Origin of the sequence: Geosporobacter ferrireducens, from assembly GCF_001750685.1 — a bacterium.
GTDB lineage: Bacteria > Bacillota > Clostridia > Peptostreptococcales > Thermotaleaceae > Geosporobacter > Geosporobacter ferrireducens.
Genome location: NZ_CP017269.1, coordinates 2031142 through 2053643, shown reverse-complemented (window position 1 = coordinate 2053643; position 22502 = coordinate 2031142). Strand labels below are relative to the sequence as shown.

20 protein-coding genes are annotated in these 22502 nt (G+C 40.6%); 13 read left to right on the top strand and 7 right to left on the bottom strand.

Annotated features, from left to right (window positions below; translation table 11 throughout):
- Positions 1-4: 4 nt before the first annotated feature.
- From Gferi_RS09855 to Gferi_RS09835, 5 genes are all read right to left on the bottom strand, one after another.
- Complete coding sequence (locus tag Gferi_RS09855; RefSeq protein WP_069975971.1) at positions 5-298, bottom strand: nitrous oxide-stimulated promoter family protein; 294 nt, start codon at positions 296-298, stop codon at positions 5-7.
- Positions 299-1963 carry an amino acid ABC transporter ATP-binding/permease protein gene (locus tag Gferi_RS09850; RefSeq protein WP_069975970.1) on the bottom strand — a complete coding sequence of 555 codons (1665 nt, stop codon included), beginning with the start codon at positions 1961-1963 and terminating at the stop codon, positions 299-301.
- Positions 1956-3698, bottom strand: a complete 1743-nt coding sequence (locus tag Gferi_RS09845) for an ABC transporter ATP-binding protein/permease (protein WP_069975969.1) — start codon at positions 3696-3698, stop codon at positions 1956-1958. The genes Gferi_RS09850 and Gferi_RS09845 overlap by 8 nt, the downstream gene beginning before the upstream one ends.
- Positions 3699-3888: 190 nt before the next feature.
- Positions 3889-4245 carry a YbaN family protein gene (locus Gferi_RS09840; protein WP_069975967.1) on the bottom strand — a complete coding sequence of 119 codons (357 nt, stop codon included), beginning with the start codon at positions 4243-4245 and terminating at the stop codon, positions 3889-3891.
- Positions 4246-4383: 138 nt separating this feature from the next.
- Positions 4384-5064, bottom strand: coding sequence for a Crp/Fnr family transcriptional regulator (locus Gferi_RS09835; protein ID WP_236932757.1), 681 nt, complete (start codon positions 5062-5064; stop codon positions 4384-4386).
- Positions 5065-5303: 239 nt separating this feature from the next.
- Between Gferi_RS09835 and Gferi_RS09830 the strand changes: the two genes are divergently transcribed.
- From Gferi_RS09830 to Gferi_RS09800, 7 genes are all read left to right on the top strand, one after another.
- Positions 5304-7454, top strand: coding sequence for an NEAT domain-containing protein (locus Gferi_RS09830; RefSeq protein WP_069975963.1), 2151 nt, complete (start codon positions 5304-5306; stop codon positions 7452-7454).
- Positions 7455-7544: 90 nt separating this feature from the next.
- Positions 7545-8957 carry an S-layer homology domain-containing protein gene (locus Gferi_RS09825; protein ID WP_169832979.1) on the top strand — a complete coding sequence of 471 codons (1413 nt, stop codon included), beginning with the start codon at positions 7545-7547 and terminating at the stop codon, positions 8955-8957.
- Between the two features lie 216 nt (positions 8958-9173).
- Positions 9174-10280, top strand: coding sequence for a heme-binding Shp domain-containing protein (locus Gferi_RS09820; protein ID WP_069975959.1), 1107 nt, complete (start codon positions 9174-9176; stop codon positions 10278-10280).
- Between the two features lie 72 nt (positions 10281-10352).
- Positions 10353-11222, top strand: a complete 870-nt coding sequence (isdE, locus tag Gferi_RS09815; protein ID WP_069975956.1) for a heme ABC transporter substrate-binding protein IsdE — start codon at positions 10353-10355, stop codon at positions 11220-11222.
- Positions 11209-12213, top strand: a complete 1005-nt coding sequence (locus tag Gferi_RS09810) for a FecCD family ABC transporter permease (RefSeq protein WP_330389645.1) — start codon at positions 11209-11211, stop codon at positions 12211-12213. The genes isdE and Gferi_RS09810 overlap by 14 nt, the downstream gene beginning before the upstream one ends.
- Positions 12203-12988, top strand: coding sequence for an ABC transporter ATP-binding protein (locus tag Gferi_RS09805; protein ID WP_069975955.1), 786 nt, complete (start codon positions 12203-12205; stop codon positions 12986-12988). The genes Gferi_RS09810 and Gferi_RS09805 overlap by 11 nt, the downstream gene beginning before the upstream one ends.
- A 315-nt stretch (positions 12989-13303) precedes the next feature.
- On the top strand, positions 13304-13711 hold the full coding sequence (locus Gferi_RS09800; RefSeq protein ID WP_069975954.1) for a metal-dependent transcriptional regulator: 408 nt from the start codon (positions 13304-13306) through the stop codon (positions 13709-13711).
- A gap of 57 nt (positions 13712-13768) precedes the next feature.
- Here Gferi_RS09800 and Gferi_RS27560 read toward each other — a convergent pair whose 3' ends face one another.
- On the bottom strand, positions 13769-15004 hold the full coding sequence (locus Gferi_RS27560; protein WP_083273479.1) for a LysM peptidoglycan-binding domain-containing protein: 1236 nt from the start codon (positions 15002-15004) through the stop codon (positions 13769-13771).
- Between the two features lie 360 nt (positions 15005-15364).
- Here Gferi_RS27560 and Gferi_RS09790 point away from each other — a divergent pair, with 360 nt between their 5' ends.
- Together Gferi_RS09790 and Gferi_RS09785 are read left to right on the top strand one after the other, a co-directional pair.
- Entirely contained in the window at positions 15365-16240 is an 876-nt protein-coding gene (locus tag Gferi_RS09790) for a fumarylacetoacetate hydrolase family protein (RefSeq protein WP_069975953.1), read from the top strand.
- Positions 16241-16261: 21 nt separating this feature from the next.
- Positions 16262-17050: an SDR family oxidoreductase gene (locus tag Gferi_RS09785; RefSeq protein ID WP_069975952.1), complete on the top strand. Its 789-nt coding sequence runs from the start codon at positions 16262-16264 to the stop codon at positions 17048-17050.
- A gap of 123 nt (positions 17051-17173) precedes the next feature.
- On the opposite strand, the gene Gferi_RS09780 is transcribed toward Gferi_RS09785, so the two are convergent.
- Positions 17174-17884 carry a GntR family transcriptional regulator gene (locus tag Gferi_RS09780; protein ID WP_069975951.1) on the bottom strand — a complete coding sequence of 237 codons (711 nt, stop codon included), beginning with the start codon at positions 17882-17884 and terminating at the stop codon, positions 17174-17176.
- 735 nt (positions 17885-18619) lie between these two features.
- On the opposite strand from Gferi_RS09780, the gene Gferi_RS09775 reads away from it, so the two are divergent.
- The 4 genes from Gferi_RS09775 (at position 18620) to Gferi_RS09760 (ending at position 22496) form a co-directional block, all read left to right on the top strand.
- Positions 18620-19183 carry a TRAP transporter small permease gene (locus tag Gferi_RS09775; RefSeq protein ID WP_069975949.1) on the top strand — a complete coding sequence of 188 codons (564 nt, stop codon included), beginning with the start codon at positions 18620-18622 and terminating at the stop codon, positions 19181-19183.
- Entirely contained in the window at positions 19176-20468 is a 1293-nt protein-coding gene (locus Gferi_RS09770) for a TRAP transporter large permease (protein ID WP_083273478.1), read from the top strand. Before Gferi_RS09775 ends, Gferi_RS09770 begins: the two co-directional genes overlap by 8 nt.
- A 22-nt stretch (positions 20469-20490) precedes the next feature.
- A complete protein-coding gene (locus Gferi_RS09765) occupies positions 20491-21531 on the top strand; it encodes a TRAP transporter substrate-binding protein (RefSeq protein WP_069975948.1) in 1041 nt (346 codons plus the stop codon).
- 71 nt (positions 21532-21602) lie between these two features.
- Positions 21603-22496, top strand: a complete 894-nt coding sequence (locus Gferi_RS09760; RefSeq protein WP_069981372.1) for a fructoselysine 6-kinase — start codon at positions 21603-21605, stop codon at positions 22494-22496.
- Positions 22497-22502: the final 6 nt, after the last annotated feature.

Sequence of the window (22502 nt, the reverse complement as noted above, 5' to 3'; positions counted from 1 at the left end):
AGGTTTACTTAGAGAAGAAATGCCTGAAAGCAATGACCGGGTGATAAAAAATCATTCTGGGTCCGCTAAAGCGCATAACTCTTTTGATTTGCTCTTTGCGGAGTTTCTGATAACAATGGGTGGGACATTGATTGCAGAAAGATTTCCTTTCGCCGTATCTGCAGTGTTCCAACCGTTTTAGTGCGTAGTCCTGAAGCTCCTGACATTCTCCGCAAAGCTGCTTTTGATGATGATTTTTAGCGCAATACACTTTGATCATACACATCATGATACGCTTTTCCTGTGCAATTCGACCCATTTAAGATGCCCTCCTGTTTTCAAAGGAATAAATTTTGTCTGCGATGCTCATGGTAGAGGGTCTGTGGCTGACCAGGATAATGGTCTTATTTTGACTATGCTCTTTAAGGGACTTTAAAATAATATTCTCATTTAAGCTGTCGAGATTACTGGTGGGTTCATCCAATAGAATGATTTTGCTGGGATGCAAAAAAGCTCTTGCCAAACCAATTCTTTGACGTTCTCCCCCCGACAGATGATCGCCTAATTCTCCTACTTTACTGTGAAAGGTATTTGGAAGCTGCATAATAAAATCATAAATGTTTGCTTTTTTGCAGGCGGCTATGATTTCATCCATTGTGGCGCTTCGCTTTGCAATACGCAGGTTTTCAAGAATGGTATCATTAAACAAATAGGTATCCTGGGTTACGTAGGCAATGGTATTTCTTAGGCTGGAGGTATTAATCGTTTTGAGTGTTTTTTTACCCATTTCAATCATGCCGGCCTGAGGATCATAAAAACGCATCAGCAGTTTTAAAAGCGTAGATTTACCGCTGCCGCTTTTTCCTGATATACCAATGATTTGATTTTTATTTAATTCCATACTTAGATGATCTAAAATAAGTTCATCGTCATAAGCAAAGTCCACTTTCCGGATGGATATATGGGTGTCTCCAACGGAAGTTCCAGTGGTAACCTCTTTAATTGCCTCTTTTTCTTCTAACAATGATAAAACCCGTTCACCGCTGGCGAAAGTCTGAAGCAGGTTGTTGGATAAGCTGCTAAGTGCCACCACAGGTCCGTAGGAGCTCATCAGGCAAAGAAGAGAAATTAAAAAGCCGGAAAAGGGGATCAGGCCTTGACGCGTTAGCTCAACCCCTGAAAAAAGCATTAATGCAGAAAACACTAAAATGGCTGATTCTGTTATAGCCCGTGTACGGCCTTCGTGAGTTTTTAGGTTTTCGGCACTTTTATTGGCTTCCATGCTCTTCTGATGAATAACTTTTTGACGGTGTTCTCCCTCATCAAAAAGAATCACTTCCCGCATACCGCGCAAGGACTCCAGAAAGTAGGAATTCATATCGCCAACCTGCTCACGGTATATCCGTCCATGCTCCCGGGCGGACTTAGCGGTAAAGACAGGGATTATGAAACCAATTGTACTATAGGCGGCAGCTGCAACCAATGTAAGCAGCGGAGCAGCCTTATAGATGATGAATAACATGACCGTACAGGTACTGACCGCAATCACGATAGGAGAGATGGTATGGGCATAAAATACTTCTAAAAGTTCTATGTCTGAAGTAATAAGCGCCACCAGCTGACCGCTGTCCTTTCCATCCAGTTTAGCAGGGGAAAGCCTTCTAAGGGTTTTGAATACTTTATCCCGGATAAATGCAAGCAACTTAAAAGCAATATAGTGGCCTGCGGATTGCTCTAAATAACGCAAGATTCCCCGGGAAACAGCAAAAACTAAAAGTAAAAGGGCTATTTGTGAAAGGGAGAAGGACCACTTTGCCACAGAGAGATTGAGAATATTTATGACGCCTATAATCCCCAATAGGGTAATGCCCGTTGCCGCAAGAAATCCTAAGGTTCCCATCAAAATGGTAATCATCATGATACCGGTAAAAGGTTTTACGAAGATAATGAGTCTTGCCATAATGCTGATTCCGCTTCTACGCACAATGAGTCCCTCCCGTATAAAGATCTTCTAAAGCTTTTTGTTTTGTATATAATTTGCTGTAGGTTCCGGCCCGCTGCAGAAGTTCATGGTGGTCCCCCTGCTCTACAAGGCGCCCCTCTTTTAAGACAAAAATAGTGTCACTGGCTACAACATTTGCAAGACGATGGGAAATAAGGATAACGGTCTTGACGCCGGATAATTCCATGATAATTTTATGAATGGTATTTTCGCTTTCGATATCAATGTTTGAGGTGGCCTCGTCAAATATGTAGATGCTTGCATCGTGTAAAAGTGCCCTGGCGAGGGCAAGTCTTTGCACCTGGCCGCCTGAAAGGTTAGAGGCATTTTCATGCAATATAAAATCAAGACCTCCCCTGGTCATAATAAAATCATATAGATTTACTTTTTTTAAGACATGATAAAGGTCTGTATCCGTAGCTTCTTTATTGGCTATTAGGAGATTTTCCCTAACAGTACCCTTGAAAAGATAGTTTTGATGCCGGATGATGCACATGTTTTGCATAATAGATTTCTCGGTATAGGCTGTGACCGGTGTATGGTTGATTTTGATCGAACCATTAAAATTCTTATGAAATCCCATTAAAAGAGCAGCAATGGTGGACTTGCCGCATCCGGATTCCCCTACAATTGAAATAAAGGAGTTTTGAGGAATGTGAAGTGAAATATCTTTAAGCACTTCTATTTCTGGGGTATAGCCAAAGCTTAGATTTGAAATTTCAATATCTCCATTGATAAAAGCTTGATCCCTTCCTTTTTCCATACCTGTATCAAGGGCTAACAGATTCATGATTTTTTCGGCTGCAGCCATTCCGTTCATGGCAATATGAAAAAAAGAGCCAAGAAGGCGGAGTGGAATAAAAAATTCACTGGCCAGCAGAATAAAAGTGACAGCCTGGGATAAAGTAATTGCTTGGCGGCTAAAGGCCATGAGCGTAAAAATGATGCCTACGGCAGCCCCTCCATAGGCAATAAGGTCCATTAATGTTACAGAATTGAGCTGCATTCTTAGCACGCTCATGGTTATTTTTCTGAAATTTTCTGCGTTTTCGTTCATTTTGTCATTGTAATAGGCATCATCCTGATAGATCTTCAGCGTAACAAGACCGCCAAGATTATCGATAAAGCCATCGCCCAGATCCGTATAAGAGGACCAATATTTATGGAAGAGTCTCTTGCTGATTTTATTGACCGCAATAATTGAAAGCGGAATGAGGGGCACACAAACCAGTAAAACAAGAGAGACCCTGAGATGGATGAAAGATAAAATGGAAAAAAGTGTTAGGGGTGCCAGAATGCTGTAAAAAAGCTGCGGTAAGTACTTGCTGAAATAAACCTCAATTTGTTCAACCCCTTCACCGGATATTTGAACAATATGGGAGGTAGACAGCTTTTCATCATAACTGATTCCCAGGTTTAACAATTTATTATAGATCAGTGTGCGCAATTTATTTTTCACTTCACAGCTTGCAATATGGGAATAGGCAGTGGACTTGATAATTGCAGCATACCTGATGCCTATGGACACAGCGATGAGTGTGAAAACAACCAGCATATCCACAGCAGTAATGGTGCCATGGAATAAACTTTCAATCAAATAAGCGATCGAAAAAACAGATGCGATATGAAACAATAAACTGATCCAATTTGCCAATACCGTAAGCACAATAAATTTCATACTGTCAGGTACCAGACTGATAAGCTTTTTATTCATCATGGGAAATGGAATACCTCCTTAGTCCTTGGCTAGTACCCCATCGCAATTAAATTCTAGGTTATCCCTGGTTAAATTTCCATATAGCTGCGTTGTCGTCGGTCGTAATATTGCTCGATATTGCTTCCTCCTCCGCCTTGCTCTATGAAAATTTTCCTCAGGGAATAACTCAAGTTTTAGCTGCGACGGGGTACTAGATTGTTTTAATTTTGAAAATAAAATAATAATACTTGCAAAGATATAAGAAACCGATAAACAATCGCATGGCTGTATGATCCACTAAAATCAGAGGGAAAAGCAGCATAAGGGATGCGGGAATCAGTATGGAAAATTTTGTCCGCAAGGACATTGCTCTGTTCTGTACGAAGTCATCCAAATGGTTTTTGTAAATCGAAGTACCGGTAAACCAGCGATGAAACCTTTCAGATCCCTTTGCAAAGCAAAAAGAGGTAAGGAGTAAAAAAGGAGTTGTGGGAAGAATCGGCAGAAAAATACCTATAACACCCAATGTAAGAGATATCATTCCTATGATCAAATAAATGATTTTCATAAAAAATCCTCCGAGTTTTATCTTGATTTTTTTAGGGTAAAGCCCCCGCCTCTAAGCGTTAGCGCAGGTGGGAATTTTAAATCAGGTGGAGTAGACTCTCCACCTGATTCCTCGATGTTTCAGCTTGCCGGAACGAGTTCACTGTTTTGATAATCTATCGACATCGCAGATTTTAAAAGAGTTTCTATAGTAATCAATCATACCCTCTTTTTTAAATTCTGCAAGTATTTTTGAGACGGCAGGGCGTGTGGCATTGAGATATTTTGCCATTTCAGCTCTGCTGAATTCAATGGTGAACAAATTTTGACCATTGTTATAGTAGTGATCGAGCAACAAAACGGCAACACGCTTGCGAAGGGAAAGGATACGGATGTAATCTACCTGGGCATTCAGCAAAAAACTTCGGTTTGCTACGGTTTTAATAATATTTTTAAAGAATTTGCCCCTGTAGCTGCTATTCTGTTTATCCATAATAAAAAGCCTTGTACCGTCAATATACAACAGCGTAGATTCCTCAACCGCCTCAATGCTGTAAGGGGTAGCTGTACGGCCTGAACATATAATATCTTCACCGAAAGTATCAAAGGTATCCAGTGTATGTATGGAGGCGATATCATCGGTTATGTGCCTTCTAATTACTTGTACTTTTCCCTTCAGAATAATGCCGATTCTGGAGAAGGCCTCGTTTTGAAGACATATACAATCTCTTTTACCATGTTTCTTGATGAAGGTATCCATACTGGATAAGGTTAAGGAGATTTCATCTATGGACATCTCATCGAACAAAGAAACATTTTGAAGGGCTTGGATATATTTCATCACAATACATTCACCTCATTAAAATATGTTTTATGTAAAGTTTTATATCTTTATCATATCTTTAATAAATTGAATTGTAAACGAATTTGAGAAATATTATCAAGTGAATTTGAGAAAAATTATCAAATGGTAATCCTGAATACGGAATGTATTCAAGTAGGTTGACACTGAGAAAGCAACATGGTACATTTGTATAGTTAGCTGTGACTAACTCTAAAATGTAAAAAGGGAGAGTGGTGATGATGAAGAGACTTTTGAGTGCGTGGCTGGTGTTCGTGATGGTATTAACCATGATTCCTGCTGCAGCTTTCGCAGTGGATACTGAACTTTTCGTACAAGGAGAACAGGATGGGGCTGAGTTGTCAGACCATGAGGAATCGGAAGAAGCCTCTGGCGGGACAGAACATGAAGCATCGGAAGAAGAGTCCGGCGAGGTAGGAGATGAAGCGCCGGAAGAAGAGGCTGGCGGGACAGAACATGAAGCACCGGAAGAAGAGTTCGGCGAAGCAGAAAGTGAAGTGCCGGAAGAAGAGGTAGAACATGAAGTGCCGGAAGAACAGACTGGCGAGATAGAAGTTGAAACGCCGGAAGAAGAAGCCGGCCTGCCGCCAGAAGCACCGGAAAGCATTGGGATGCAGTTGGCACAGGTTGGGATCATGCAAGTGGAGGCGGTGATAGATATAAACATACAAGCGCCGCCGGCAAAAACCACTTATACAGCAGGAGAGGAACTGGATCTTACGGGATTGACAGTAACCTTGAAAAAAGATGATGCATCGACAGAAGATGTGGCATTTGAAGATTTTGAAAGCAGGGAAATAACAACAGATCCCGCAAACGGAACAATGCTTGCAAAAGAAGATACAAAGATAACTATTATACATACTGCAAGCGGAAAGTCCGTTGAGCAGCTGATCGCAGTAAATCCTGCTGAAGAAGTCCTGGCAGACGGAAAATACAAAATAGACGTGAGAGCTTGGAATGCAACCAATGATGCCGCTTCCATGATGGCAGGCATGCTGGAGAAAGAAGCTGTCCTGGAGGTAGCCGGCGGGAAAATCTATGCAACCATCAAGTTTGTAAAAGCAGCGATCATGAATATACCTGTTACAGGAGAATCGGTACAGGAAGTTTGGCCGGAGCCTACAGGAACGCCGGTTGTAGGTACAGGCGTAAAGGGGACTGTCAACCCGGCAGAAGAAAGCCAGACCTTCAGATTTGAAATTAGTACCCTGGATATGCCAAGACTTGCAATGTTTGTGGGTGCCCCAATGAATTCCACGCAAACCATCCGGTTGAACTTTGATCAATCATCCATTGAACCTGACAGTACGGAAGCGGCTGTGACAGAAATCGCTGTTAAGACGGCACCAACAAAAACAACTTATACAGCGGGAGAGAAACTAAATCTTACAGGACTGGCAGTAACCTTGAAAAAAGATAATGGATCGACAGAAGATATAACATTTGCAGATTTCGGAAGCAAAGGCATCACAACGACGCCTGCAAACGAAGCAGTTCTTGCAGAAGAAGATATAAAAATAATGATTACCCATGCCGGAAGCGGGAAGACCGTTGAGCAGGTGATTACAATAAATCCTGCTGAAGAAGCCCTGGCAGACGGAAAATACAAAATAGACGTGAGGGCTTGGCATGCAACCAATGATGCCGCTTCCATGATGGCAGGCATGCTGGAGAAAGAAGCTGCCCTGGAGGTAGTCGGCGGGAAAATTTACGCAACGATTAAGTTTATAAAAACAACGCTCTATGGTCAAGTTGTTACGGGTGAAAGTGTAAAGGAAGTTTGGCCGGAGCCGGTGGGAACGCCGGTTATAGGTACCGGATTGAAAGGGACTGTCAACCCGGAAGAAGAAAGCCAGGCCTTCAGATTTGAAATCAGTACCCTGGATATGCCAAGACTTGCAATGTATACGACTTCTATACAAACGATCCGGTTGAATTTTGATGCGTCAACCATCGAGAAAATTGGAGATGCAGACCCTGAAGGGCCAAAGGAGCCGAATTTAGAAGGAATTCCTGCAAAGGAAATTGTGTCGCAGGGTGAAGCGGCAGTAATAGAACTGCAGGATATCGAAAATCTAGGAGAAGAGGAGATCATCGCTGTAAAGTTTAACCAATACACAGTGATCCTTCCGGTAAAGCTGTTGAAAGAGCAGTTGAGTGCTCCAAATGTGTTAGGTGTTCGGGTTGTAAAAGAAGCCGTTTCAGGAGCCATTAAAAACGATATGCAATCGGTACTGGCCTCAAAGGATTCTATTCTGGAAGATTTTGATTTAAAGCTGCAGAAAGTTTTTTCTAACGGAGTTTTAGAAGATGTCCATGAATTGAAGAACAGGATCAAAGTAGCCATTCAGCTAATCGATGAGTAAACCGAGGCGATCTCCAAAGCAGAAGCAGTAAAGCTGTACTATTACAACGCTGAGGCTAATAAATTAGAGGATATGCAGGCAAGCTTTGATATGGCAGCTAAAAAAGCAGTGTTTTATACAGACCATTTAAGTGTATATCTAATCGCAATCACAGAGAAAACAGAGGCAGGCGGCGGAACTGGAAATCCAAAGCTGGACCCGGAGAATTTACCGGATGGAAGCTATACACTGAATGCAAAAGCACTGAAGGAAAATTCAGAGGAACTATCTATGTGCGATGAGCTGATATGGGGCCGGCTTGGTTTAAGCGTATACAGCGGCGCTATGGAAGTTACCATGCTGCTGAAGGGAACGGAATACATACCGTTGAAAGAAGTAAAAGAGATTAAGTATAAAAATAAAGCCGGTTCATATGTGGAAGCCAGCTGGAGCTATGATGAGGGAAGCAACACCATTACTGCCCGGTTCCCAGTGGAGTCCATTACAAAACCGCAGTATATGCAGGTGTCCGTTCCTGCGGTAATGCCCCTGAAGCCGATATTCCGGCTGGTGTTTAATGTAAATTCCCTTCAAGAAGGCGGAAAAATGAATGATCCGTCCTCAATTGCAAATACAGTGAAAGAAATCACAATTACAGCAACTGCAGGGGAAGGCGGATCGATAGATCCGGAGGGAGAAGTCAAAGTCATTAAAGGCAGCGATCAAACCTTTACCATCCGGGCAGATGAAGGATATCAGATTAAAGATGTTTTGGTGGACGATAAGTCTGTAGGTGCAGTAGAAACCTATACTTTTGAGAAAGTAGAAAAAGAAGCCCGGATAAGTGTTATCTTTGAAAAGATTGAAGAGGTTTTAGTGCCTGTACTCCAGGAAGAAGAGCCGGAAGAAGAAATTGTTTTTACAGATATTCAGGGACACTGGGCTGAAAAGTTTATTCAACAAGTGGTGCGCAAGGGAATCTTTATAGGGACAAGTGAAGATACCTTCAGCCCCGATCGTTTTATGACCAGGGGAATGTTGGTGACTGTTTTGGGCAAGTTTCATGGTGCGGCGGTTGAGGATTATGAAGCCGATTCCTTTAAAGATGTAAATCCGGAGCAGTACTACGCAAAATTTGTGGAATGGGCTGTGGACGCAGGGATTGTAAAAGGAATTGGAGAAGATCAGTTTGGACCGGACCGTCCGATTACCCGTGAGGAATTGGCAGTTATGTTTGTAAATTATGCAAGATTTGCAGGAATCCGATTAGAAGAAATAAAACTTTCAGAAAGTCCGGAAGCAGATTTTGAAGATGAAGCTTTCATTAGTCCGTGGGCAAAGGACAGTGTTCGTCTAATGAAGCAATCAGGCCTGATGTCCGGAAAGACCAATAACCGGTTTGAGCCCCGGGGAACAGCTACCAGAGCGGAAGCTGCCATGCTGATTGCGAAGGTATTGGATGTTTTGGAAGGGCCTGCTGATGCAGAGATTGAAAAAGAGATTCAAGAAGATACAGAAGAATAAAATGCAAAAGCAATAATGCAGTAAAAGTAATGGATGCTTATTCACCGCATTTCTTATGTTAGAAATGCGGTGAATATATCATATGGAGAGAAACGGCAGAAATGATAGCGTATTTTGATAAAATGAGGGTAAAAACTTAAATTGAAAATACTGGATGATTATCCGTGAATAGATGATTTCTTCGACAGCAAATAAGAATAGAGGAGTGTGGTTCACTTGAAAAAAAGAATCTTTAGTTTTTTGATGGCTATAGCTGTAATTTTAGGGATGACAGGTGTGAATGCATTTGCACTGGAGGATGGTATTTATATGATTTCCAATACTACCTCCTATGTAAATCCGGATACCGGAAAAACCGATGACGGCGGTACGGATACTTCGATCGGAGAGGCGATGGCAAGAAATATGACCTATCCCGCAACCCTTTATGAACTCAAGGGGGGGAAACACTATATCACCCTGAGGATTAAAATGGTTTCCTATATTGACAATATACAGTTTAAAGTACAGGAAAAAAAAGGAGAGGGAAAAAATTATAAAGCAGTTTCCCATACGGTGGTAGGAGAGAACAAGGAAGCAGATACCAGGGACTACCGGGTGGAGATTCCGTCAATGGATTTGCGCATCAATGCAACTTTTTTTGTGGCACCGATGAAGCGGAATGTAACCTATTTTGTATCCTTTGATAGCACATCCGTAAAGGCCGATGATGGTACCTTCACAGGGAATAGCAAAAAGTCAGGGGGAAGCAGCAAAAATGAAACGGGGAAAATGCCTGCTGTAGTAGAAACATTAACGGGAGTTTCAGAAATTTCCCCTTCTAAGAGCGAAAAAAAAGAACCGGTAGAGAATGAAGTGGCGGCGGCAAACATAAAAACAGAAGCCAATAAAGAAGTTTCGGCTGGAGACGGACAGCAAACTGCAAACCTTAGTACAGTACCTGCTGCAGCAGATGAAAAAAAAGAGCTGGATTCTTCCAAAAGCGCAGTGGAAGGAGAAAAAAAGGACAGCATAGAAACAGCAGCAGGTAAAAAGGAAAAAAACGATGAAGCAGCTGCTGCCCAGTCTGCAGATCACACGGATGATCCTGAAAACGTAAATGCCCCCGGAGAAGAAACAAAGACACCCATAGTGGAAAAAGAGAGGGAAGAACTGGATTTATCTGGAGTACAAGGGCTGGCAGAGTTTGATGCAAAAGGAGAACCCGTAGAAAAACAGGAGGAGAAAAAGAGTAAAAATTTCGGAGTTCTGCTGGCGGCGGCCGCTATATTCTGTCCCGGTGCAGCTGTCTATTTTGCACGTGGAAAAAAATGGAATACATAAGCGGAGAAAGATCTTACAGCAATAGGGAAAAAGATTTCAGCCTCTTTGTGCTTTAGAAATGGAGTGGAAAATATGCGAAAATTAATAACAGGGCTTTTATGCATGTCGATGATACTGGTTTCAACCGGATGTGCCGTGAGATCTTCTTCGGAAAATGAAAATGATCCAGGAATAAGAATTATAAGTACATCGGCGGCCTTGTGCGTCATCCTGGAAAAATTGGATCTGGATCTGGTGGGTGTCCCGGAGACAGCTTTCCAACTGCCGGAAAGATATAAGGATGTTACGAAAGTAGGGCTGCCTATGACACCTGATCTGGAGATTGTTAAGGCGTTAAATCCAACTGATGTGCTTACACCCAATTCACTGCAATACGACCTGAAGCCTCAATATGAAAGTATCGGAGTGCCTTCTACCTTTGTAAATCTGATGAGTTTGGAAGGAATGTTTAAGAGTATTGAAGGCCTTGGGAAAAAATATAATAGGGTACCACAGGCTGCCGCACTAATCGAGGAATACAACCGTTTTATGGAAGACTACCATAAGAAGATTGAAGGCAAGGAGAAGCCGCGGGTTCTAATTTTAATGGGATTGCCAGGCACCTACATGGTGGCTACAGAAAAATCCTATGTGGGGAGTCTTGTCCGTTTGGCCGGTGGTGTAAATGTATTTGACAGTGAAGAGGCCCTTCTGAGTGTCAATACGGAGGCCTTGCTGCAGAAAGATCCCGATATTATTTTGAGAACAGCCCACGCAATGCCTGAGATTGTAATGGAATCCTTTGAAAAAGAGTTTAAGGAAAATGACATCTGGAAACATTTTAGAGCCGTACAGGAAGGGAAGGTTTATAATCTGAGCCATGAAATGTTTGGAATGAGTGCAAATCTGAATTATACGGAAGGACTCAACTATTTGCAGGAAATATTATATGAACAGGAATGAAGCTTACATGAATAAAAAACCAATGCTTTTTATCCTACTGGCAGTGATGCTGATGGGATTATTCTTTCTCGCAGTGAATACCGGCGGGATTAAGATTTCCTTTGCTGCATTATGGAAGGGCCTATTTATCGAATATAATAGGGATGTGGAGATCATTTTTGATCTGCGGTTTCCTCGAATTGTCATTGCCATGCTGTCAGGAGCGGCATTAGCCCTTTCAGGGGTATTGTTTCAGGCGGTGATGAAAAATCCGCTGGCAGATCCGGGGATTATCGGCATATCTTCTGGAGCAAGTTTTTTTGCAGTGATGGTAGGAACTTTTTTTCCCAGTCTATACTTTTTTACGCCATTGTTTGCTTTTTTAGGCGGAATTGCAGCCTGTGTTTTTGTCTATATCCTATCATGGAAGTCAGGGCTCAGCCCTTTGCGGATGATTCTCGTTGGGGTTGCAGTAAATGCTGTTTTTTCCGGTTTGATCGAAGCCCTTGGATTTATAACCGGCGGCAGGCAAAGTGCTGTTGCCGCCAGTATCAGTGCCGGTATTGCAATGAAAACATGGAAGGATGTTCATACCCTTGTAGGATATGTGATTTTGGGTGTTATTCTGGGATTTTGCGTATCGGGTAAATGCAATTTACTGGCCTTGGAAGACAAAACCGTCAGAAATTTAGGCGTAAGTGTAAACCGAGTGAGGCTGTTGGTATCAGCTGTAGCTGTTCTGCTTGCCAGCATTTCTACAGCAATTGTTGGCGCCATCAGTTTTGTTGGGCTGATTGTTCCACATATTGCAAGGCTTTTGGTTGGATCGAACCACAAAATACTGATACCTTTTGCAATTTTATTGGGAAGCTTTACGGTTTTACTTGCAGATACTGCAGGTCGTGTGATTGCTTATCCCTATGAGATACCTGCCTCGATTATTATGGCAGTGATTGGAGGCCCTTTCTTTATTTTTCTTCTTAGAAGGAGTGAGCAGACTTATGGAAATTAGAGATTTATCCTTTCAATATGAAAAACAGCTGATATTAAAATCCATATCGGCCCCTATTCAACGGGGAAAGATTACTACAATCATAGGACCAAACGGCTGCGGTAAATCAACGTTGTTTCACTTAATGACAAAAAACTTAAAGCCCTTAAAGGGAGGAATCTATCTAGACAATAAAAATATAAAAGACATCGGGTTAAAAGATTTCTCAAAAAAGGTTGCCATTGTACATCAATATAATACAGCACCAAGGGATATAACAGTAAAAACACTGGTGGCCTATGGGAGGACGCCTCATTTGCCTTTTTACAGGAAAATCAATGAAGAAGATGAGGCAATCATTGATTGGGCAATGAAAATAACGGAGATTGATAAAATGAAGGACCGGGAAATTGTGACCCTCTCGGGCGGGCAAAAGCAACGGGTGTTTATTGCAATGGCGCTGGCACAGAAAACAGATATTTTATTTTTAGATGAACCCACCACCTATTTAGATGTGCGGTATCAAATCCAAATCTTAGATTTGATACAAAGACTGAATAAAGATTTTGGGATGACGATTGTAATGGTTCTGCACGATATCAATCAAGCAATTTGCTACAGTGATGAGATTATCGGCTTAAAGGATGGGACGATTGTCGTTCAGGGAAGCACAGATCGTGTGATTAACAGGAAGACCCTCTATGATATTTTTAATATTCATTTAAAAGTATTAAAAGAAAAGGATAGAAAGTATGTAGTGCCTGTTTCAGAAGAAAAGGAGCTTTTATCCGGTTGATCAGAGACACAACGGATTGTTTTGATAGGATCGCTTTTTTATTGAGATTTTTTGCAAAAGTATGATAAGATGGACTTGTTTTAAAATAATTGTTATTAGCCTGTCGAACATTTGGTCTGATTGTAGGAGCGACCTTCGGACGTCAGCTTTTTCTTTGGCTGCCTGGATAAATCAATAGCATTTCATATAATAGAAGCGAACGACCAGAGGTCGTCCCTACAGTTTACCGATTCTGCGTGTTTGATAAAAATGCCAGGTTAATTTGAAATACACCATAAGAGGATAAGGATAGAAAAACTGGTGCAGGAGGATAACATGGAAATAAAAGAATCAGGTGAAAATTATCTGGAGACAATTTTGCTTCTGGAAAATAAAAATGGACATGTTCGTTCTATTGATATAGCCAATGAAATGAATTTTTCTAAACCCAGTATTAGCAGAGCTATGAGTATTCTTAAAAAAGCAGGGTTGATCACTGTAGAACAGGGCGGAAATATTGTCTTGACGCAAACGGGGAGAAAAAAGGCCAATGAAATTTATGGACGACACAAGCTTATTACACAATATTTAATGATTACTTTGGGCATTGATGAAGATACAGCGGTTCAGGATGCCTGTAGAATCGAACATGTGATCAGTCAGAAGACGATTGAGAAAATTAAAGAATTGCTAGAAAAACAACGGATTGAAAGTGAAGAAGAATCAAAAACCGTCAGGAGATAGAATTCCAGAATAAAAAAGAAAGTGAAATTTTTTCACTTTCTTTTTTATTCTGGAATTCTAACGATAAGGTTTTAAATTCAATAATTTGTCTACGGTTACAAATTCATATCCTTGCATTTTTAGTGTTTCAATCAGCTCTGGCAGGGCGGCTACCGTAGCAGCAGAATCCCCTGGACCGCTATGAAACAGTAGAATACCACCATTTCTTACATCCGGCAGTGTATTAATGAGTATTGAATCTACATTTCGATCACGCCAATCCATAGAATCAGCAGACCAGTTAATCACTTTATAGTTTAGATCTCTTAGATTTTCAATAACCCCATCGTTAATACCACCGTAGGGTGGACGCATCAATGCAGTTTTTAAACCGGTTACCTTTTCAAGGGCTTTTTCTGTTTGCTCAAATTCTGCAGCTAGTTGGGCAGAATCTATTTTTCGAAGATCAGGATGAGACCAGGTGTGGTTGGCAATCACATGGCCCTCTGCAACGATTCTTTGTACCTCTCGGGCATGGGTTTCCACTTTGCTTCCTATTAGGAAGAAGGTGGAAGGTACCTTATGGGCTTTTAGCACATCTAATATTTGTGAAGTGTAAAGGCCGTCAGGACCATCATCAAAGGTTAATGCAATTTTATTGGTAGTGGATGGGCCTCTGGAATAAAAGGTATCAGGGTATTTTGCACTCATATTCGATACAGTTCCCAGGAAAGTAGGCTCCGGTTGAGGAATCTGAGCTACCGGCAGTTTTAAAACCTGTCCTACGCGAAGCTGATTCCAATCGGTCAAGTTGTTTTCCTGAGCTAATATTGTCATGCTGATGTTCAGTTGTTGTGAGATTTTATACAGCGTATCCCCTGCCTTTACTGTATAGGTAGCAGGTGCTGTTGGAGCAGCCGGTACGGAAGTACCTGCACTTGGCGGAAGTGACAGAACTTGCCCCACGTGAACCTGATTCCAATCACTCAGATTATTCAGCTGAGCAATCGTTGCCATTGAAACATTAACTTTTTGTGAGATTTTGAAAAGTGAATCTCCCGATTGAACAGTATAGACACTTGGTTTTGATGCCGGTGGAACGATGAGCACTTGTCTCGGAAAAATGGCATTAGGATTTCTGAGATAACCATTTTTTGCAACAAGTTCTTGTATTGTTATGCCATATTTTTGAGCAATCATAAATAGCGCTTCTCCCGGTGCAACACGATGAACCCGATCTGTTTGTGCGAAAGCAGCTGTAGGAAATAGCGCAATGATTAATAGGATTGCAAGCATCCGCAGATTTTTCTTCATTGGGTTGCCCCCTTTCTAAAGACCAATATTTTAAATAACAAGTATCCATAATACGATAAAAATTAGGAAAAAGCTAGCTGTAAAAAGTGGAAATGCAGCTTGTGCGTAGTAAAACACTGGACCTAAACCGATAAAAAGATCCGTCTGATATCAAAAGCAATCTATGAGAGATTGAAATAAAATCAGAAAAGTGAAAATCGAAACAATATTTTCAAAAAATGTAAAGGAAAACGAAGGATTATGTGTAATGATATATTAGGAAAAAAACTACATACACGTCAGGTGGTGAAGCAATAAAGTCCTTTTGTATCGTACCTTTGGGCATAGCGATGAAAAATAAGTAGATAGGTGGGATAGAAGATGAGATTAGCAACGATTAAGAAAGATGGTTTAGAAACTGGCGGAATCATGCTGCCGCAGGGAATTATTCCAATTAGTGCGGTCAATCAAAAGTATGACAGGTCTTGGAACACTGAACTATTGGAACTAATTAAATCTGGCCAGCTTGAAGAGATAAACGACTGGTACTGCAATGGGGGAAGAGAGCAATTAGAAGCATTAGATGAAGCCATTATTCCTATGGACCAAGTTCAATTTGCCCCATTATACCGCCATCCAAGGAAAATTTTCGGGATTGGATTGAATTATGTAGATCATGCAGCTGATCTAGCAGAAAAAGCACCAAATACGGAACCCGCTAGCTTTTTTAAGCCGGATACAACCATTATTGGGCCGGGAGATGAGATTAAAATCCCGCTTCAATCTGAAAAAACCACTGCAGAAGCGGAACTTGGAATAATTTTCAGTAAAGAATGTAAGGATGTAGAAAGAGAAGGCTGGCTGCGTGTTGTTGCAGGATTTACTACGATTATTGATATGACAGCAGAAGATATTTTAAGAGTAAATCCCAGATACTTGACACGTTCAAAAAGTTTTGATACCTTCTTCAGTTTTGGACCGCAGTTGGTTACACCGGATGAAATTGAGGATGTTTTAAAACTAAAGGTAGCTACCGTGATCAACGGTCAGGTGCATGCTGAGAACTTTGTATCGAACATGACTTTTCCGCCGGATTTCTTAGTTTCATTTCACTCAAAGGTTATGAAAATGCTGCCGGGAGATATTATATCAACCGGAACACCCCGTGCGATACATATTAATCATGGGGATGTGGTAGAATGTTGGATCGATGGATTTGAACCTCTGGTAAATCCTGTTATAGATTTAAAAAAATAATAAGGCGAATGGAGGATTTATATGGATTTAGGATTAAAGAATAAAACGACCATTGTTATGGCATCCAGTGCGGGATTAGGGAAAGCAATTGCTATGGAATTTGCTAGAGAGGGAGCCAATGTAATGCTTTTCAGCCGCCTCCAAGATCAACTACAGGAGGCTCAGGCAGAAATCAAAGAGGCTACAGGGAATGAACCTTCCTATACGGTAGGAGATGTTACAAAATATGAGGATATTAAGATGCTGGTACAAAATACGGTGGATAAATATGGTTCCGTCTATGCCCTTGTGAATAATACAGGAGGGCCACCTGCAGGAACCTTTGATGCTTTTGGAGATGAAGCATGGCAGCAGGCTTATGAATTAACGCTATTATCTTATATTCGAGCGATAAGAGAAGTGCTTCCTTATATGCGAAAAAATGGTGGCGGAAGAATTATCAATTCTACCTCATCCTCTGCAAAGCAGGTGTTAGATAATTTGATTCTATCCAATACCTTCCGTGCAGGGGTAGTAGGATTATCTAAGACACTATCTCAAGAGCTTGGAAAAGATAACATCCTTGTAAATGTAATGGGCCCAGGAAGAATCGGTACTGCAAGAATTGCGCAACTAGATAAGATTCGAGCTGAAAAATCAGGGATCACAGTGGAACAGGTAGAAGAAGATACGAAGAAGATGATTCCTCTAGGGAGATACGGATCTCCTGAGGAATATGGTAAATTAGCAGCCTTCTTATGTTCTGAGGCGAATACATACATAACAGGCCAAACCATATTGGTGGATGGTGGGATGGTTAAAGCACTTTAAAGGGAAATACACTTTAATAAAAGACCTTATCTCTATTGTACGGAGATAAGGTCTTTTAGATCGTACATCTATATTATTTATTACATTATGAATATTAAAATTGAGTTTTGTGAAGATAGTATATTACATGGTAAACTGATATCTTTCGCCGTTAATGATCTGAGTACCAATAAAAACGGGTTTATTTTCAGTAGAGTAGGCGATAGATTTTATTAACAGGAGAGGAGAGCCCTTAGTTATTTTTAATAGTTGTGCTTCTTGCTGTGTGGCTCTGCATATTTCTATGGTCCTGCTGGACCTTGCAACTTCGGTTCCACTGCGCCTTTTCAAGATGTCAAACATGGAGTTATTGTCTAAATCTTCGTTGATCAGGAAGGAGTATGCAATAGAAAAAATATTCTTTTCAATGACAATAGGTTCATTGTCGACAAATCTCAAGCGTTCTATGTATAGAACCATTTCCCCTTCAGGTCTCTCAAGCCTGTCAAGGGCTTTTTTATCAGCTTCTATAAATTTACTCTCTAACAGTTGGCTTCCTGCAACCGTACCGTTTAAGCGACAGACTTCTGAAAAGCTGATAACGTCACTAAGATTTCTTGTATATTTTTGAGCAGCAACAAAAGTGCCTTTTCCTTGTTTTTTTTCAACAAAGCCTTCCTCTGCCAGTAGGTTCACTGCCTTCCTTGCAGTGATAATACTTACGTCGAATTCCTTAGCCAAATTAATCTCTGAAGGAATTTTTTCCCTTGGCTTTCTTTCACCGGACTGGATCTGCTTTTTGAGTGTTTCTTGCAATTGCTTATATAATGGTATCACATCATTTCTGTCTAGCATATAACTACCCCCTCTAATACTTATATAAACTATTATAACATAATAATAGGTGTGAATGAAATTACATATTATTGATTTATTGAAGATTATTAAAATTCAAAAGTGATTTCTAGTATAAATGAAACTAAAGCATTGGGAATACAATACTTTAAGTAAAAAGCTTATCATCAAGAGCCTGATTAAAAATAGAATTTAACAGAAAATTTACTAAATAATTGACAGCAGAAATATATTGTTATATACTCAGTATATAAGTTTATATACGTGCTTAGCAATATATGGAATGGCTTGTGAGATGGTTTTCGAAATTTAGCAGGGAGGTGTTTCTAGATATAAGGCTTTATCAACAAGGTTTGCCTCATTGAGTGGATAAGTACTGACTGATACATCATGTTAAATAGGCCATTGAATATATACATAATCTTATCTTTTTTCTTTACTTTTTTCGAAGCATGCCTAAAAAGCCGCTGGTATCAAAAATATTTTGCTACGACTTTTTCTTTTGCCTATCTTTAATTGTGTTTTTGAATTTTTCTGTATAACCTCTTGTTCGTTTTTCTATATAACAGTTTTTACATTTCGTCTAGGTCGGCCTCGGTTTTATTGTCTGATTTGCTGTAGTATAGCCAATATATTATAGAATTATTCAGTCGGAAATATGGAATTTAAAAATTGGATCTGAAGCTTTATAATAGACAGAATTTGATTCAAAAGCTTTCTGTGGGGGTGTTAAAAATGGATGATTCCAATGGTTTGGTAAAAAAGGTAGTGAAGAAGATCCATAACGTTGTAGATCAGTTTATAAGAGTCTTAAGCATCATTACCGGTTATATTGTAGGAATTTTTATGGTAATACTGTTTTTTCAGGTTGTCCTAAGATTCGTATTTAAGAACCCAATCTATGGTGCGGATGAGCTAGTCATAGCCCTAATGGTTTGGTCGATGGCCTTAGGCAATGCAATCGTCTATTGGCACAATGAGCATGCAGTAATAGAATTTTGTCTACAAAATTCACCATCCATTGTAAAAAAGATTATGCATCATGTGACAAATCTTGTAGTACTAACAACTTCCTTCGTATACATTCCTGGAGGACTTACTCTTTTTAGGATGCAGAAGAAACTCATACCGCTGGGAGGACTTTCATTCAGTAAAGCGTACTATTTTGCCCTTCCCATCGTTGTTATGGGGGTACTACTTGTAGCCTTGAGTGCTGTGAAGACTATAGAATATCTCATTTTGAAAGATGATAAGCTTATGATGCCGTCTTTTGGAGAGGGAGGTGTAAAGCTTGATTGATCCAATGTTAAAGTATTATTTTATAGTTTTTATATTTATGATTCTGGCACAAGTCCCCATTGCCTTTGCAATGACCACCTCTAGCGTGATGTATGCAGTGATCAATGGACAGAACTTTGTAATGTTCGCACAAAAATTTGCAAATGCGCTTTCAGATTTTAATCTCCTTGCGATTCCAGCGTTCTTATTTGTAGGTATATTCATGAATGAAATCGGTTTGACTGACAGGATATTTGTTGCAGCCGAAAAATGGATAGGCCACTTCACCGGAGGATTGGCCCATGCAAATGTAATAGCAAGTATGATCTTTGCAGGCATGTCAGGTTCAGCCTTAGCTGATGCAGGAGGCCTCGGGACTATAGAAGTAAAAGCGATGAAGGATGCAGGCTATGATGAGCATTTCTCAGTTGCAGTAACAGCAGCATCCTCTGCCATAGGTCCAATAATACCACCGAGTATAAACTTTGTTATATGGGCTTTTTTATCCCAAACTTCTACACTGGCCATGTTTCTTGCAGGTGTGGTTCCTGGGGTGCTTATGGGATTATCCATGATGATATGGATTGTAGTAGCTGTAAAGAAGTTTAAGATAAAGGCGCCCACTGTACAGAAGGCATCATGGGCAGAAAGGTTCGAATACTCTCTCAAGTCTTTACCGGCTTTAGGAGGTCCGATAATCCTGATAGGCGGTATCATGACAGGGATTTTTACACCCACGGAGAGTAGTGTAGTAGCAGGAGCCTACTGTGTAGTCCTTTCGGTGGTATATAAAAAGTTTTCGATAAAGATGCTGACCAGGACACTTACCAATACCTTGATCTCTTCTTCTATGGTAATGGCCCTGGCAGCTACGGGTTTGATTTTTAACTGGATGATCGTAACAAGTGGTTTGATCACATATATGACGAACATGATTTTGTCATTGGGAAATACATACCTGGTTTTACTGGCATTAAATGGAATCCTTTTGTTTATGGGCTGCTTCATAGGCTCTATGCAGGTTTTGATAATGATTGCACCGTTATTGATGAACCTAGCTGCAGCGCTTAATTTAAGTCTTATTCATGTGGGTGTTATAGCTGTGTTGAACTTGACACTGGGATTGATAACCCCGCCAATGGCGCCTTCACTGTTTGTAACTGCTAAGGCCACTGGTGTCTCTTTTGATAAGTCGCTTAAGTATACAGTACAGTTTTTAATTCCATTAGTAGTTACGTTATTGCTTGTGACCTTTATTCCAGGTATCACACTTTGGGTACCTCGCGTATTGGGCGCAATAAAATAAATGTTAAGGAAGAGGGGGAAAAATGAAAAGATTATTCATGATGCTTTTAGTTATTGCACTGGTATTGGGTACAATTGTAGGATGTGTACAGAATAATCCTACTACTGGCCAACCAGAAAACGGCACAGCGCAGGAAGCTCCTAAAAAATCACCAATGGTTTACAAGCTTGGAAATGCAGGAGCACTAGGTGAACCGGCAGCAATCGTATGTCAGCTATTCACCGATCTGGTAAATGAGCGATTAGAAGGTGAGGTAGTATTTGAATTCTATCCGGCAGAGCAATTAGGGAATGAGATCACCATGCTTGAAAACCTTCAGGTAGATCTTCAACAGGCTGTAATGACTGCCATTGATACACTTGGTACATATTCAAAGGACTTTAACATCATCTCCATGGCCTTTGCATTTGAAGACCACGACCATTTATTTAAATACTTGGAGTCAGATTTAGCAGATGCAGCTTTTAAGGTCCTTGAGGATCAAGGTATTCATGTAGTTAACTTCAATTTCAAGAAGAACCCAAGGATCATATTCGGTAAGAAGCCAATATATAGCCCTGATGACCTAAAGGGTGTTAAATTCAGAATACCAAATATACCAATTTGGGAGAAAAACTTTAGAACCATGGGAGCAGTACCCACAATTGTTGCATGGTCTGAGTATCCATTTGCATTGATGCAGGGGGTTGTTGATGCGGGAGAGTGTACAAAGGAAGCTTACTATTCCGTTAAACTTTTTGAGGCAGCACCTTATGTAGCAGAGGTTGATTATGCATTTCCACTGGAGGCCTTGAGTTTTTCAAAAACCGCCTGGGACAGACTTACTCCCGAGCAGCAAAAAATCATCGAAGAATGTGCTGAGATCGCAGCAGAAGAGTTCAATACAACAATCAATACAAAGTGGCAAGAAGATAAGAAAAAGCTCATCGAAGCAGGTGTTGAGTTTGTAGACTTTGACAAAGAGGCATTTATGGCTAAAATGGCACCGCTTGCCGGACAATTGGAATCAGAAGGATTCTGGGGTACGCCAGGATTATATGAGAAGGTTCAGGCTTTAAGATAAAAAGATTTAAGCTATATTCCCGCTGTTATGGCGGGAATATGGCTTAACAGGAAAAATGTGGGGTGTTTAAATTGCTTAAGGTTGTAGGGATCGGCGATAATGTATGCGACATCTATATTCACTCAAATAGGATGTATCCGGGAGGGCAGACCCTTAATTTTGCGGTGTATGCAAAATCATTGGGGGCAGACGCTTCATACATTGGTGTATTCGGTAAAGATGAAGTAGCAGAGCATATTATACATACGCTAGATTTGCTGGAAGTGGATCACCGCTACAGCAGACAATATGAGGGTGAAAATGGATATGCCGTGGTGAAGCTTATTGACGGGGATAGAGTATTCATTAAAAGTAACCGAGGAGGAATAGCAAAGGAAAAGCCGATTGTTTTAAACAATGAAGACATGGAATATATCAAGGATTTTGATCTGGTTCATACCAGCAATAATAGTTATTTTAATGACCAGTTAGACAGTGTTTATTCAGCGGGTATTCCTATATCCTATGATTTTTCATATAAATGGCAAGATTGGGATGTTACCAAGAAAATATGCCCCTATTTAAGCTATGCTTTTCTGTCCTGTGGAGAAAAGTCGGATGATGAAACGAAATCAATCTGCAAAACCATACATGATTTAGGATGTAAAACAGTTGTGGCAACGATGGGAAGCAGGGGAGCTTGGCTATATGATGGGGATTTGATGATATATCAAAAGCCTTTAATGGTGGAAGCCGTAGATACCCTTGGAGCGGGAGATTCTTTTGCGGCAGGATTCCTTATAAACTATTTGTACATCAAAAAGAATGTTATTGAAAAAGTTGAAGAAAAGGCAGCCGATAAGGAAAAAACATATAAATATGCGCTGAATCAAGCAGCAGAATTCGCAGCGAAGAGCTGTCTTGTAAAGGGTGCCTTTGGACATGGTATTTCGATACCGGAACCGATTCTTGAAAAAATTGGTTAAAGGAGG